Source organism: uncultured Flavobacterium sp. (assembly GCF_937967675.1).
In the GTDB taxonomy this organism is placed as follows: Bacteria; Bacteroidota; Bacteroidia; order Flavobacteriales; family Flavobacteriaceae; genus Flavobacterium.
In genome coordinates, this window is the sequence record NZ_CALBSN010000185.1 from 1 (window position 1) to 15045 (window position 15045).

Annotated in this window: 17 protein-coding genes; 5 read left to right on the plus strand and 12 right to left on the minus strand. The window is 31.5% G+C overall.

What is annotated here, in order from left to right:
• Positions 1–2424, plus strand: a 2424-nt coding sequence (uvrA, locus tag Q0075_RS12155; protein WP_297869745.1) for an excinuclease ABC subunit UvrA, incomplete at its 5' end; no start/stop codon positions are given.
• Position 2425: 1 nt separating this feature from the next.
• Positions 2426–3622 carry an LETM1-related biofilm-associated protein gene (locus Q0075_RS12160; protein ID WP_297869746.1) on the plus strand — a complete coding sequence of 399 codons (1197 nt, stop codon included), beginning with the start codon at positions 2426–2428 and terminating at the stop codon, positions 3620–3622.
• On the opposite strand, the gene can is transcribed toward Q0075_RS12160, so the two are convergent.
• The 5 genes from can to Q0075_RS12185 form a co-directional block, all read right to left on the minus strand.
• Complete coding sequence (gene can, locus Q0075_RS12165) at positions 3619–4254, minus strand: carbonate dehydratase (protein ID WP_297869747.1); 636 nt, start codon at positions 4252–4254, stop codon at positions 3619–3621. The two genes, Q0075_RS12160 and can, sit on opposite strands and share 4 nt — an antisense overlap.
• A 90-nt stretch (positions 4255–4344) precedes the next feature.
• Positions 4345–5028, minus strand: coding sequence for a carbonic anhydrase family protein (locus Q0075_RS12170; protein ID WP_291110230.1), 684 nt, complete (start codon positions 5026–5028; stop codon positions 4345–4347).
• A gap of 1 nt (position 5029) precedes the next feature.
• The gene (locus Q0075_RS12175; protein ID WP_297869748.1) at positions 5030–6625 is read right to left on the minus strand and encodes a SulP family inorganic anion transporter; all 1596 of its coding nucleotides are present in this window, start codon (positions 6623–6625) and stop codon (positions 5030–5032) included.
• Between the two features lie 67 nt (positions 6626–6692).
• Positions 6693–6983, minus strand: a complete 291-nt coding sequence (locus Q0075_RS12180) for a hypothetical protein (RefSeq protein ID WP_291110234.1) — start codon at positions 6981–6983, stop codon at positions 6693–6695.
• A gap of 80 nt (positions 6984–7063) precedes the next feature.
• Positions 7064–7543 carry a Dps family protein gene (locus Q0075_RS12185; RefSeq protein WP_297869749.1) on the minus strand — a complete coding sequence of 160 codons (480 nt, stop codon included), beginning with the start codon at positions 7541–7543 and terminating at the stop codon, positions 7064–7066.
• Between the two features lie 95 nt (positions 7544–7638).
• Here Q0075_RS12185 and Q0075_RS12190 point away from each other — a divergent pair, with 95 nt between their 5' ends.
• Complete coding sequence (locus Q0075_RS12190) at positions 7639–8577, plus strand: LysR substrate-binding domain-containing protein (RefSeq protein ID WP_291110238.1); 939 nt, start codon at positions 7639–7641, stop codon at positions 8575–8577.
• Between the two features lie 35 nt (positions 8578–8612).
• On the opposite strand, the gene Q0075_RS12195 is transcribed toward Q0075_RS12190, so the two are convergent.
• From Q0075_RS12195 to Q0075_RS12210, 4 genes are all read right to left on the minus strand, one after another.
• Positions 8613–8807, minus strand: a complete 195-nt coding sequence (locus tag Q0075_RS12195; RefSeq protein ID WP_291110240.1) for a hypothetical protein — start codon at positions 8805–8807, stop codon at positions 8613–8615.
• 133 nt (positions 8808–8940) lie between these two features.
• Positions 8941–9606, minus strand: a complete 666-nt coding sequence (mnmD, locus tag Q0075_RS12200; protein ID WP_297869750.1) for a tRNA (5-methylaminomethyl-2-thiouridine)(34)-methyltransferase MnmD — start codon at positions 9604–9606, stop codon at positions 8941–8943.
• A gap of 71 nt (positions 9607–9677) precedes the next feature.
• On the minus strand, positions 9678–10136 hold the full coding sequence (locus Q0075_RS12205) for a hypothetical protein (RefSeq protein ID WP_297869751.1): 459 nt from the start codon (positions 10134–10136) through the stop codon (positions 9678–9680).
• Entirely contained in the window at positions 10136–10627 is a 492-nt protein-coding gene (locus tag Q0075_RS12210) for a DUF4920 domain-containing protein (protein ID WP_297869752.1), read from the minus strand. Before Q0075_RS12210 ends, Q0075_RS12205 begins: the two co-directional genes overlap by 1 nt.
• Before the next feature lie 244 nt (positions 10628–10871).
• Here Q0075_RS12210 and Q0075_RS12215 point away from each other — a divergent pair, with 244 nt between their 5' ends.
• A complete protein-coding gene (locus Q0075_RS12215; protein ID WP_297869753.1) occupies positions 10872–11939 on the plus strand; it encodes a branched-chain amino acid aminotransferase in 1068 nt (355 codons plus the stop codon).
• 65 nt (positions 11940–12004) lie between these two features.
• Here Q0075_RS12215 and Q0075_RS12220 read toward each other — a convergent pair whose 3' ends face one another.
• Positions 12005–12388 carry a nucleoside triphosphate pyrophosphohydrolase family protein gene (locus Q0075_RS12220; protein ID WP_291110250.1) on the minus strand — a complete coding sequence of 128 codons (384 nt, stop codon included), beginning with the start codon at positions 12386–12388 and terminating at the stop codon, positions 12005–12007.
• Positions 12389–12686: 298 nt separating this feature from the next.
• Here Q0075_RS12220 and Q0075_RS12230 point away from each other — a divergent pair, with 298 nt between their 5' ends.
• Positions 12687–13718 (plus strand): hypothetical protein, encoded by a 1032-nt coding sequence (locus tag Q0075_RS12230; protein ID WP_297869754.1) that lies wholly within the window; start codon positions 12687–12689, stop codon positions 13716–13718.
• A 25-nt stretch (positions 13719–13743) separates the two neighbouring features.
• On the opposite strand, the gene Q0075_RS12235 is transcribed toward Q0075_RS12230, so the two are convergent.
• Both Q0075_RS12235 and Q0075_RS12240 read right to left on the minus strand, forming a co-directional pair.
• Positions 13744–14466 (minus strand): tRNA threonylcarbamoyladenosine dehydratase, encoded by a 723-nt coding sequence (locus Q0075_RS12235; RefSeq protein ID WP_297869755.1) that lies wholly within the window; start codon positions 14464–14466, stop codon positions 13744–13746.
• Between the two features lie 24 nt (positions 14467–14490).
• The coding region (locus Q0075_RS12240) for a TatD family hydrolase (RefSeq protein WP_297869756.1) at positions 14491–15045 on the minus strand (555 nt) is incomplete at its 5' end.

Below are 15045 nucleotides of genomic sequence, written 5' to 3' on the forward strand. Positions count from 1 at the left end.
TTTGCCCGAATTGGTAAAACCTACTCGCCTATTTCTGGTAAAGAAGTAAAAAAAGATACAGTTTCTGATGTTATTAATGATATCAAAGAATTTGCTTTAGATAGTAAATGGTTACTGCTTGCTCCTATTCATTTAGAAGAAGGAAGAGCTTTAGAGGATAAACTAAAAGTACTACTACAACAAGGTTTCGCTCGTATTTTAGTAGATAACGAAATGGTGCGGTTGGATACCATCGAACAACTCCAATTAGATAACAAAGACATTCTTCTAATCGTTGACCGAATTGTCGTTAAAGACGAAGAAGAATTCTATAATCGATTAGCCGATGCCGTACAAACCGCTTTTTACGAAGGAAAAGGAATTTGTTATTTACAAGAAGTAGATTCGAAAAAGCGATTGGAATTCAGTTCTAATTTTGAATTGGATGGGATTACGTTTTTAGAACCAAATATTCACTTGTTCAGTTTTAATAATCCTTACGGAGCTTGTCCAACCTGCGAAGGCTACGGAAGTGTTATCGGAATTGATGAGGATTTAGTGATTCCCAATACCGCTTTATCCATTTATGAAAATGCAGTTTTTCCTTGGCGTGGCGAAAGTATGGGTTGGTATCGCGACCAATTGGTAAACAATGCTTATAAATTTGATTTCCCAATTCACAAACCGTTTTTCGAACTTTCTGACGAACAAAAACAACTGATTTGGGATGGAAATTCCTATTTCACAGGACTACATGATTTCTTTTCGGAATTAGAAGAGAAAAACTATAAAATTCAAAACCGTGTTTTGCTTTCGAGATATCGCGGAAAGACGAAATGTACCACTTGTAAAGGAAAACGTTTACGTTATGAAGCTAATTTTATTAAAGTTGGAGGAAAAACAATTTCTGATTTAGTAGATTTACCAATTGTAAACTTAATCGAATTCTTCAAAAAATTAGAATTAAACGAATATGATGCTAAAGTTGCCAAACGTTTATTAATTGAAATCAACAATCGTTTAGACTTCTTATACAATGTGGGATTGAGTTATTTGACGTTAAATCGCAACTCTAATTCGCTTTCTGGTGGTGAATCGCAACGAATTAATTTAGCGACTTCGTTAGGAAGTAGTTTAGTAGGTTCGATGTATATTTTAGACGAACCAAGCATCGGTTTACATCCAAAAGATACCGAAAGATTAATCGAAGTATTGAAAGATTTACGTGATTTAGGTAATACCGTAATTGTAGTAGAACACGACGAAGATATCATGAAAGCTGCCGATATGATTATCGATATTGGTCCAGAAGCAGGAACTCATGGCGGTGAATTAGTCGCACAAGGAACCTATGATGAAATTCTGAAAGCGGATTCATTAACCGCTAAATATCTGAATGGAAAAGAAGAAATTTCGGTTCCAAAAACCAGAAGAAAATTCAAGAATCATATTGAAGTTATTGGAGCAAGAGAAAATAATTTAAAGAATGAAAATTTTACTTTCCCATTAGAATGTTTAACAGTGATTACAGGTGTTTCAGGAAGTGGAAAAAGTACCTTGGTGAAGAAAATTTTGTTTCCAGCCATTCAAAAGAAATTAGAAGGTGTTGGAGAAAAAGCAGGCCAATTTACCGAATTAGCTGGAAGTTTTTCACACATCAAACATATCGAATACGTAGACCAAAATCCGATTGGAAGAAGTTCGCGTTCGAATCCAGTTACGTATATCAAAGCTTACGATGATATTCGTGATTTATTTGCGAAACAAAACGTTTCTAAACTACGAAATTATCAAGCCAAACATTTCTCTTTCAACGTTGATGGCGGAAGATGTGAAGTGTGTAAAGGTGATGGCGAAGTAACGATTGAAATGCAATTTATGGCCGATGTTCACTTAGAATGTGAAGCTTGTAATGGAAAACGTTTCAAAAAAGAAGTGTTAGAAGTAACTTTCGAAAACAAAAACATCGATGACATTTTAAAAATGACTATTGATGAAGCTTTGTTATTCTTTACGGAACACAAACAGACCAAAATCACGCAAAAATTACAACCTTTGCAAGACGTTGGTTTAGGCTATGTGCAATTAGGACAATCCTCATCTACCCTTTCTGGTGGCGAGGCGCAACGTATTAAATTAGCTTCGTTCTTGGTAAAAGGAACGATTAAAGACCGAGCTTTGTTTGTGTTTGACGAACCAACAACAGGCTTACATTTTCACGATATCAAAAAATTATTAGCTTCGTTTGATGCGTTGCTAGAAAAAGGACATTCGATTATCGTAATTGAACACAATTTAGATTTAATCAAATGTGCTGATTATATTTTAGATATTGGTCCAGAAGGTGGTGAAAATGGAGGAAAATTAGTCGCTTTTGGAACACCAGAAGAAGTAGCTAAAAATAAAAATTCAGTTACAGGAAAATACTTAAAAGAGAAATTATAAAATGATAAACCCATCTGCAAACGGTTGGATTGACAAGTTTTTTGTTGAAAACAATGATAATTTCATTGATTTTCAAGGTAATACTTTGTCTTTTTATGAAGATTGTAGAACTACTGGATTTATTTATGGTTATGTGGTACGTTACCAACTTCAAAACCAAATCAACACTACAAAATGGTCGTATGATGAAGTGACGAAAGTTGGTTTTTTGAATACGCTTTTTTCGTTATATCGTATCGAAAAATCAAACGGAACGAAAGAGGATTTCATCAATTCGGTTTACCAATTTTACAAAATCATTCAACCTGAAAACCTGAATTTCATCAAAAAATTACTTCCAGAAGGGACACACAGTTCACGCTTAGAAAAAATTATAGATGACCGAATCCAAACGAATAATAATACGATTAGCAAGAATTTCTCACACATCATTACCAATGCGCTTTTGTTTATTGATGTTTTAGCATTCGAATATTATTTAAAAAATGAAACGTTACCGTCAGATTATCTGAAAAATGTAGAATCGGATTGTATCAAAATTGTTTCATTGGCTTTAAAAATTAAAGAGCGAAAATCAAAATACGATGAATTATTGGTGAAATTGTTTGAAAATTCAATTCGTTATACCAAATTCAATACTATTGAAAACATTGAATTATCGGAAATAAAATTGATGCGACACACTTCTTTATTAGAACGTTTATATTTATTAGACATTGCACAAATGGCACTTTGGAGTGATGAAAAATTGGAACCTAATGAAGAGCATTTCTTACAACTTTTGAGTTCGGAATTAGAATTAGAAGCTAGTTTACTTGAAAAAAGTAAAAAAGAAATAAATGATTTTATCGAAAAATACAAATCCGAAATACCGTTTTTTAATTATTCGAATCCGATAAAACATTTTTACGATCAAGCCAATAAAAATGTAACTAAACTTATCATTCGCAACAAAGACCGATTAACCAAAGAAATCAAGGAAAGTGGTGAATTGATGCAGCTTTTAGCCAAATCTACCACAAAAGATTTAAGCAAAGAAGAAAAAAAGAAAGTAAAAAAACAGTTGCTCGATATCTGTAAAACAGTTCCATCGCTAACCATTTTCTTACTTCCTGGTGGTGGCTTGTTATTGCCTATTTTGATTAAATTTATTCCACAGTTATTGCCGTCGGCTTTTAATGAAAATTTAGAAGATTAAAACTTCAACTGATACACGTCATCCAAATCTTTATCGCAACTAAAATTCACGCCTAAATCAGTTACATAACCATCGTTAAGTCCGTAAACCCAACCGTGTAATGATAATTCTTGACCGTTTTTCCAAGCGGTTTGAACAATGGATGTTTTAGCTAAATCCATAACTTGTTCTTTTACGTTGATTTCAACAAATTTATTAAAGCGTTCCTTTTCATTTGTAATGGCATCCAACTCATTTTGGTGAAAACGATAGACATCTTTAATATGTCGAATCCAATTATCGATGATTCCAATTGAACTATTTCCCATCGCTGCTTTTACTCCTCCACAACCATAATGTCCACAAACAATTACATGTTTTACTTTTAAAGCATTTACAGCATAATCCAAAACACTCAACATATTCATATCAGAATGTACCACCATATTGGCAATATTTCGGTGAACAAAAACTTCGCCTGGTTCTGCCCCAATAATCTCATTAGCTGGCACGCGACTATCAGAACAACCTATCCACAATAATGGTGGATTTTGACCATCAGCTAAATTTTTGAAATAATTAGAGTCTAGAGCTAGTTTACTTTCTACCCATTTTTTATTATTATCCAATATCTTTTTATAAAAATCACTCATTATCATATAAATAGTGTATAAATATAAAATAAAAAGCTATCATTTCTAAATAATATAGAAAATAGATAGCATTTAAATTTTGATTTCAAATTAGTGTCTCAATGCTGCTACTGTAAATTCAGGGTTCATATCATCCTTAATATATAATACATCATCGTAAAAAGTTACAACACCTGTTTCAATATCATGCATGGCTCCAACAATTCCAATTTGTCCATTTTCTAACATTTGCTCCAAAACAAAGCTTCTTTCAATGATATTTTTTACACTTCTTTTTACATTGATTTCTGCCACGTTCTCAACAAACTCACTATTCTTTGAACTTCTTTCAGAAGTAGTTACTTTTTCTTCGTAAACTGCTGGTTGAATTTTAGATAATAATTCCGTTAAATTACCCATTTCTACATGGTCGCAAGCACCTTTTACAGCACCACATTTAGAATGTCCTAAAACAACAATCAATTTGGAGCCAGCTACTTTACATGCGAATTCCATACTCCCTAAAATATCAGTATTAACAATATTTCCTGCAATTCTTACCGAAAAAACATCTCCTAACCCTTGGTCAAAAATTAACTCCGCTGAAGTTCTACTATCAATACAACTTAAAATGGTTGCAAAAGGCCATTGTCCATCTCTAGTTTCATTAACCTGTTCTAATAAATTGCGATTAGCTTTCAAATTATTTATAAAACGATTGTTACCTTCTTGTAAAAATTGTAATGCTTTACGAGGCGTCATCTGTGCTTGTGTTTCTTTATTATGTGCTTTCATATTATTCTTTATCTTTTTTTGAATCTTTAATTTTTACCTGTTGAAACTCCGTATTATCTAAATTATATTGCTCTTTAAATCCTATTAAAGTTAAAGTAATATCTTTATCCTTTACTGTTACATTTCTAAAATCTTTGATCAATTCCACTACATCAAAATCTATATATTTTGTATGAGATGCATCAATAACTAATTTAGAACCATGAGGAATTTGACCTAATGTCGTTTTAATTGCAGCCTTATTTAAAAATGAGACTTCTTGCGCTAATTTAATAGTAATAACATCACCATCATGAAAAGATTCTTTCTTAAACGAATAAGCAATCTTTAGATTTTGATATAAAATAAAAATGATGCTCACTGCTAAACCGATTCCTACACCTTTTAATAAATCAATACGCACAACAGCTATTACCGTAATAATAAAAGGAATAAATTGAGAATAACCATTTTTCCACAAATGAACAAATACACTAGGCTTTGCTAATTTATACCCCACCATTAATAAAACTGCAGCCAATGCTGCTAAAGGAATCTTATTCAAAATAAATGGAATTGAAAGTGCAAACGTAAATAACAACACTCCATGAAAGATCGTTGCTAATTTAGTTCGCCCTCCAGAATTTATATTTGCAGATGAACGAACAACAACCGAAGTCATTGGTAATCCTCCTAATAAACCACTCAAAATATTGCCAATACCTTGAGCTTTTAATTCTCTATTCGTATCTGTAAATCGTTTAAATGGGTCTAGTTTATCAGTAGCTTCAATACATAATAAAGTTTCTATAGAAGCCACTACTGCAATAGTTACGGCAACTATCCAAACCTTTTCATTAGCCAATTCGGCAAAATTAGGCAATGCGAAACCTTTTTGAATTTCACCAAAAGAAGGCAAACTCACTAAATGATTTTGAGTCACAATAGCTAGATTAGAACCCGATTGTATGAAAAACTCATTCAACAAAATACTAACTACTACTACAACTAAAGCTCCTGGAATTACTTTGATGTTTCGTAATGCAGGTACTTTTTCCCAAAGAATTAATATTGCTAACGACAATAATGCTATTAGTAATGCTCCTGTGTGAATATAATTTATGGATTCTATTAACGTGTCAAATGTAGAATGACCTGATTTTTCTATATAGAAAAAATCGCCTTCATTATCAATATCATGACCAAAAGCATGTGGAATTTGCTTTAATATAATAATAATACCAATAGCAGCTAACATGCCTTCTATTACACTTGTAGGAAAATAATTAGAAAAACTACCCGCTTTCAAAAAACCTAAAGCAATCTGAATTAATCCCGCTAAAATTACTGCTACTAAGAAGATATCAAACCCTCCTAAATCTGTAATTGCAGTTAAAACAATAGCGGTTAAGCCTGCAGCTGGACCCGTAACACTTAATGATGAATTACTTAAAATACCAACTACAACGCCACCTATTACACCTGAAACTATTCCTGAAAATAAAGGAGCTCCAGACGCTAAAGCTATACCCAAACATAAGGGTAAAGCTACTAAAAATACAACCAAACCAGATGCAAGATCTCCTCTTACATTGGAAAAAATAGAATGTTTATTCATGAAAAAATTTTATAATACGTTATATTACTACACTCAAACAAAATGAAAAGTGCGATGAAAAAAAGTATTATAAAATATTAGGAGGTGGAGAAAAAATTTGATGCGCCAAATTAGTAAAACTCAAATCATGCTCTACTAATACATTTAATTCAATTACATCAGATTGAACAAAACTGATAGGAGCATAACTAAATAGAGGTACCGATTTAATTTCATTGAAAGGAATATGATTTTCTTCTTCTTCACACATTGTATAAAAACAAGACGTATCAGCCTTTTTATCTATTAAACCAACTAAAGTTGGCGTTGATAAAAAGGCTATAAAAATGAATAAAAATACATTTACCAATGATTTCATTTTGCGAATATACTATTTCAAACCGAAAACTCATCAAAATTTATAATAAAAAAAAACACCTTTAAAAGGTGCTTTTTTTATTAAATTTCTTCGTTTAACCAAGCTTTCAACATCCAATTGGTTTTTTCTTGTTCTGCAATAAAATCACTCATCATCGAATTGGTTCCTTCATCACTTATTTCAGCGGCTTTTATCAAAATTTGTCTTTCTAATTGCAAAAGAACACTAATAGATTCTAATATTAATTGAATCGCTTCTTCATCATTAGAAATATCTTTACCTACCCTTAACTTACTATTAGCTATGTAATCTGAAAAAGTATGCAATGGAACACCTCCTAATGTTAGAACACGTTCAGCTATTAAATCAATTTTTATTTGACTATCGTTATACAGCTCTTCAAATTTTAAATGCAAATCAAAAAAACGCTTTCCTCTAATATTCCAATGTAACCCTCTTAAATTTTGATAGTAAACTTGAAAATTGGATAACAAACCATTCAAGTTGGTAACTAATTCCTGTGATTGTATTATAGGCAATCCTAAACTATTTAATTTCATGTTTTTTATTTTATTTACCAAATTTACAAAATTTTAAGTCTTTTTTTTCATAAGTTAAATTGATAGTTTTTATATTTGTATCAAATTTATCAATAATGACAATTACACAACTTTACTACGTATTAGCAGTTGCCGAACACAAAAACTTCACATTAGCTGCAGAAAAATGTTTTGTTACGCAACCCACTTTGAGTATGCAAATTCAAAAATTAGAAGATGAATTGGATATCTTAATTTTTGACCGAAGTAAAAAGCCTATTTTACTTACTGAAGTTGGTGAAAAAATCGTAAACCAAGCAAAAAATATTGTTAACGAGGCAGGTCGTATTAAAGATATCGTAGATCAACAAAAAGGATATATAGGTGGTGAATTTAAAGTAGGGATAATTCCTACCATTATGCCAACACTTCTTCCGATGTTTTTAAATAATTTTATAAAAAAATATCCTAAAGTAAATTTGATTATAGAAGAACAAACTACAGAAGAAATTATTAAAAAATTAAAAAACGGTCATCTTGATTGCGCTATTGCTGCAACACCACTCGAAGAAGAAAATTTAAAAGAAATTGTGCTGTATTATGAACCTTTTGTAGCTTATGTACCTTCTAATCATCCAACAATCAACAAGAAAGAAATTGAAATATCAGATTTAGACTTAGATAAAATTTTATTGCTTCAAGATGGACATTGCTTTAGAAATGGAATTTTAAATTTATGCAAAAACAATAAATTTATTTCCGATGGCTACTTCCAACTTGAAAGCGGGAGCTTTGAAACACTTATTAAATTAGCAGATGAAGGTTTAGGAACTACATTACTACCTTATTTACATACGCTAGATTTAAATGAAAAAAGCAAATCAAAACTTAAACCATTTAAAGATCCTAAACCCGCAAGAGAAGTAAGTTTAATTTATCCAAAAAACGAATTAAAAATTCATATTATCAACGCACTACGAGATACAATTTCAGGCGTTGTTAGAGGAGCAATTGCTTTTAGTGACGTGGAAATCATAAGCCCAAAATCGAAATAAAAATAAAAATCCCGAAAGAACTTTCGGGATTTTTTTTAATTAATATAAATTAAACATTGTCTTAATTCTGGCTTTTCTTTTGTAAACTGTAACAGCCATTCTCTTAACTGATCTATCTCGTAAGGAAGTAATACTTGTACAGCTTTTTCTAATTCTTTACAAAATAATTTTGCATCAAAACTCACACGCTCTAAAATCGATTTCGTGTAAGAAAACATTGATCTAGACATAAATTATTAACTTAATTGGTTAGACTAGGGATAAGAACATGTTGTAAAGATAAATAAAAAAAATAGTTCGAAAAATAATTTATTTACTAAAAAAATGCTAAAATTTTATTAAATTCTTAATTAACAAGAAAAACTATATGCGTTTTATCGCTCGTAACATCTCTCGTTTTCCTGGAGCACCTGGCAGCTTTTCAATTGAAAACCCAACACTTAGCATTGCATTTTTTATTGAAGAACGACAAGCATAGGTCACTAAAATACCATTGGGTAAAAGTGCGTCAAACATTTTTTTAAAGATAACTTCACTCCACAATTCTGGCTGCAATGGAAATCCGAAAGCATCAAAGTAAATTAAATCATATTGCTCTTTATCGTCAATATCTTGAAAAAATTGTCTTCGTTTGGTAAGAATAAAATTGTTCGTAATATTTTGTTGGCTTTCCCAATCACAAGAATGCATTTTATCAAAAATGACTTGATATTGAGTAGCTTGTAATTCACTAACATAATTCATTTGGGCTATTTCTTCAGTTGAAATTGGGTACGCTTCTACTCCAACATAATTGACTTTCTCTTTATCTAAAGTTTCCAAAAAAGTAATAAAAGCATTCAAACCTGTTCCAAAACCAATTTCTAATATTGATATTGATTTTTGATTTTGTAATAAATCCAATCCATTTTTAATGAAAACATGTTTCGCTTCCTGAATAGCGCCATGAGTTGAATGATAGTTCTCATTCCAATCTGGAATTCGTATGGTAGTGGAACCGTCATCAGTAATAATAATTTCTCTTTTCATAGTAAATTCAAAAAAGAAAAGGTTTAAGAATTCGTAATCTAGTTCTTAAACCTTTTTTATTTTAGGAGCAATTACTCAATATATAGTTTCTTAATTTTTGGTATCGGTCCACCACATTTTACTTCATGGCATTGAATACAAGCATCAATTCCGTTATTAAAATGTTCCTTGGCGTTTTTCGGATCTTCATAAATCAATTCCTGAGCTTTGATAAATTTTGCCGCTTGTTCCTCAAAAAAAGCATCTTTATCCGTTTCATCAGTCATCACCGCTTTATGAATTTTAATAAAATGTTGTGGAAATTTACCAATGGTATCTCCTTTTATAATACGCTCTTTTAAACGCTGATTATCCACATACATTTGCTCCATCAAAGCTGCCATTTCTGACATTTCATACATTTCAAAACCGTCTTTATTTACTTTTGAATCGGTTTCACATGCTTCTTTATCCGTTGCTTTTTCATCCGCTTTCTTATCACATGAAAAAGACAAAAGAGCAAAAGAGCAAAGTAGAATTAACTTTTTCATTACTTAGCAATTAAAACACCATCTGCCATAAATGAATACGTCACTTTTGGCGCTACAATACTGTCAATTGCAGCTTGCGATTTTCCAGCGTCTTTAGCATAATGTTTTAAAACATCAACACTTTCAATACTTACAAATGCTTTTCCATTTACAATCACTTCTTTATCTTGTGCGTTTTTTGGAACGAAGAAACCATAATCTTTAAATTTAACAAAAGCTTCTTTGTCATCCGCTAAATCTAACGTCATCCAACAACCTTTCTTTTGACAAACTTCGTTGATACCCGATTTAAATTTAACTTCTAAAGTATCACCTTCTTTTAAAGTTTTAAATTTATCCATCATCTCGGCACTTGTTATTGCACCATCTGTTGAAATAGAATCGCCAAAAACAGCATAAGCAATTTTTACTTTTTCTGGCTTAGCTTCTTGCTTTTTTTCACAACTAACAAACGCTAATGTTAAAAGTGAAAGTGTAACTATATTTTTCATATTATTTGTGAATATTTTCAACAAAAATAACGATATTTTTTCTATTTTCGGAACTTCAAAAAAAGTTTCGTTTAACTAAGGTTAATATGATTTATCAAAAAGAAATCATTCTTTGTTGTTGATAATTATTTTTCAATAAGTAAAAATAAAACTTCTTTTTTTTAGTAAATTTGCAACCAATATCTAAAAATCAACATTTTTTTTGTTGATAATACAAAACTAATTTTATAACAGTTTGACCCTAATGGAATTAAAAACTTTAAACGAAATTGAAATTATTTCGGCTCCTCATTCAAAAATCAACGAAGTAGATTTTGAAAACCTAACTTTTGGTAATGTTTTTACAGACCACATGTTAGTATGCGATTATGTTAATGGAGCATGGCAAAAACCTGTTATAGAACCTTATGCCCCTTTTATGATGGACCCTTCAGCAAAAGTATTCCACTACGGACAAGCTATTTTTGAAGGAATGAAAGCATACAAAGATCAACAAGATGATGTTTGGTTATTTAGACCCGATGAAAACTTTCACCGTTTTAATAAAAGTGCAACCCGTATGGCAATGCCTGAAGTTCCTGAAGATGTATTTTTAGGAGGATTACACCGCTTATTAGAAATTGAAAAAGAATGGGTAAAAAAAGGAAAAGGAAACAGCCTATACATTCGTCCATTTATGATTGCTACCGGACATGGTGTAATTGCAGCGCCTTCTCAACAATACCGTTTCATGATTATTTTATCTCCAGCGCGTTCTTATTATTCTGGAGAAGTAAAAGTAATCATTGCAGAACATTACAGTAGAGCCGCTAACGGAGGTATTGGTGCAGCAAAAGCTGCCGGAAATTACTCCGCACAATTTTACCCAACAAAATTAGCCAATGAACAAGGGTTCCAACAAATCATTTGGACAGACGATGCTACACATACTAAGTTAGAAGAAGCAGGAACAATGAACGTTTTCTTTAGAATTAATGATACTTTATATACTGCTCCAACCAGCGAAAGAATTTTAGATGGTGTTACTCGTAAAAGTGTTATCGAATTAGCAAAAAGAGAAAACATCAACGTAGAAGTTCGTTCCGTTTTAGTAGCCGAAATTGTTGAAGCTGCTAAAAACGGCTCATTAAAAGAAATTTTTGGTGCTGGAACAGCTGCCGTAATCAATCCAATTGTTGGATTTTCATTCCAAGACCAGTATTATGAATTACCTAAATTAGAAAATTCTATGGCACTTGAAATTAAAGAAAAACTAACTAACATTCAATACAAATTAGCGGAAGACACTTTTGGGTGGACAATTAAAATTTAGTAAGCAGTAGCAGTCACAGTTATCAGAAAAAATAAATCACTGATAACTGTGATTGGAAACTGTGACTATTTTAATATTTCTTCAAAATTGGGTTTAAAGTAATTAGGACCTTTCATAACTTTTCCATCCTCTCGGTAAATAGGTTTTCCGTCTTCACCTAACTTACTCATATTGGAACGTTGAATTTCATCAAAAACTGCTTCTATTTTATGTTGCAACCCATGCTCTAAAATCGTACCACATAAAATATACAGCATATCTCCTAAAGCATCTGCAATTTCAACGATATCATTATTTTGAACCGCTTCTAAATATTCCTCATTTTCCTCTTTCATTAAATTGAAACGAAGTTCGTTTTTTAAAGCACCTAAATCGGCTTTCATTTCTTCACTCACCCCTAAACCATAGGTTTCGTGAAATAACTTTACTGCATTTAATTGTTTTTGCATAACGTATCATATAAATTTCACTAAATTTAGAAAATTTGATACCATTAAATTATTACTTTTGTGAAAATTTTCAATATGTTTTCAACAGGCCAAATCTATTTTGCGATTTTCTTTGTTATTGTCTTTGTAACTACAATGATTATTGTGTATCGAAAAGATTTAAAACAAATGAAACCCTTCTACAAAGGAACATACTGGGTGTTTTTAGGCTTTTTAGTCTTTATTGGATTACTATTTTTAATAAAAGTTTTGATGAAAGATTAATTTTCTTACTTTTGATAAAACGCAATGCGCTATAATGAGAATTTTAAAATACATATTACTACTTCTACTTCTTTTTAGTATTGCCTTCCTTGTTTTTGTGGTAACTCAAAAGGGAGACTACAAAATCGTACGTTCTAAAGAAATTAAAATTGAAAAAGATATCGTTTTCAATTTTGTAACTGATTCCTCTTCCTATCAAGATTGGTCTCCATGGAAATCAGATGAAGCGAATTTTAAAAATATCAAAATCACTCCAAACGATAGTTTAACACAAAACATATTTATTTCTGAAATCAAAAATGAATCCCTAATGCAATTTCAAAAAACCAATAATGGTGTTTTGATTACTTGGGAATTAAATGGTAAATTAAATTTTAATCTAAAACTTCTATGTGTTCTTAAAGGTGGTGTGGATTATGTAATTGGAAATAAGTTAGAAGAAGGTTTAGAAAATATAGATACTTACTTAGTCAAAGAATTAAAAACGTACAATATCAAAATTAATGGATTGGTTACAAAACACATGACCAACTATATCCAACAAATTGATACTTGTAATGCAGCCGATTTTCAAAAAGTGTCTAAAGCCATGTTGCAAAACATGTTATCTTTTGTTGAAAAAAATGATATCGAAATTTTAGGATTGCCTTTTATTACATATGAAAGTGTCAAACCCAATAACAAAGAAATCATTTTTGCTATGTGCGTTCCCGTTGAAGAAGAAATTCTTACTACACCTGGAAGTGAAATTTCAGGCGGTCATTTCGATGAATTTTTAGCTGTAAAAACTACTTTAACTGGTGATTATTCGCATCGTAAAGAGGCTTGGAATAAAGCTAAAAATTATGCCCGAAAAAACAAATTAAACGAAGATACTAACGGAAAATTTATTGAAGTATACAAAACAAGTTTACCTAAAGAACGTAAACCTTCTAAATGGATTACAGAATTATATTTACCGGTGAAGAAAAAAACATTCACACCTAAACCTAAAACGGAAACAACTCAGGAAAACCTAGAAAGCACAACTGAGACGAATATATCAACTAAACAAACTGAAAAATAAAACCCGATTTTCATCGGGTTTTGTTTTATTTATTCTTTCCTATCAAATGCTTAACTACTGTTTCAGCAGCATGCAAACCAAACAAAGCGGGCATCCAACTATTCGTTCCATAAAACGACTTTTTAAAGTTAGAACCATCCGTCATTTTTACACTATCGTAATCAGGTCTTTCAAAGGAGTAAACTACTTTTACACCACTCGAAATTCCTTCTAATTTTAAACGTTTTCTCACCTGTTTCGCTAACGGACAATAATCGGTTTTACTGATGTCTTTTACACGCACTTTTTCAGCTTCAAACTTACCTCCTGCGCCCATGTTACTAATAACTTTCACTTTCTTACGTTTACAAGCTACTATCAAATTGATTTTTGGTGTTAAGCTATCGATACAATCTAAAACGTAATCAAATTCAGGAGTAACCAATTCAAAAGCGCGCTCTGGTGATAAAAACTCTTCAATGCGTGTTAATTTTAAATCAGGATTAATATCCATCAATCGGTCGCCAACAATTTTGACTTTGGGTTGCCCAACCGTACTATGCAAAGCAGGTAATTGACGATTTATATTCGTAATGTCTACAACATCACCATCAACAATAGTCATTGTTCCTACACCTGCGCGTGCTAAAAATTCGGCAGCAAAACTCCCTACTCCACCTAATCCAACCACCAAAACATTGGCGTTTTCTAATCGTTGAATACCTTCTTCTTTAAATAGCAATACTGCTCTTTCTTTCCACTTGGCCATAATTGGGTTGTATCGTTAAATTGGTTAACTGAAAATCTTTGAAAAATTAGCAAAAACAATCGCTTTCATCTCTTCTACCGAAATTCCTTTTATCGCAGCCGCTTTTTCATAGACTTGATAAATGGATTCTTCAATCGTGTCCGTTTCTAATAAAATTTGATTTTCGGGTGCAAAAATAAACACTTTTTCTAAATCTGGATTACGAAGTAAGTATTTTCCAAACGATAAATAAAATCCGTTTTTGAGAAGAGATTGCGCCACTTGCTCGTTTTTTGAAAAACCATGAATAATCATTGGGTTCTCAATTTTCATTTCTTTCTTGATGGCAATCACTTCATCATAGGCCGCCACACAGTGCAAAACGATAGGTTTATTCGTTTGCTTTACGATTTCTAATTGCTGTTTAAAAACCGAAATCTGTAAGTCTAAAGGAATTTCAATTCGTTTATCTAATCCGCATTCCCCTAATGCTAAACACGATTTTACTTGAAGCTTTTGTTTAATAATTTCTAAATCAGTTTCCAAACGATGTTCATCGATATACCAAGGATGAATTCCAATAGAATAACTAGGAATCGA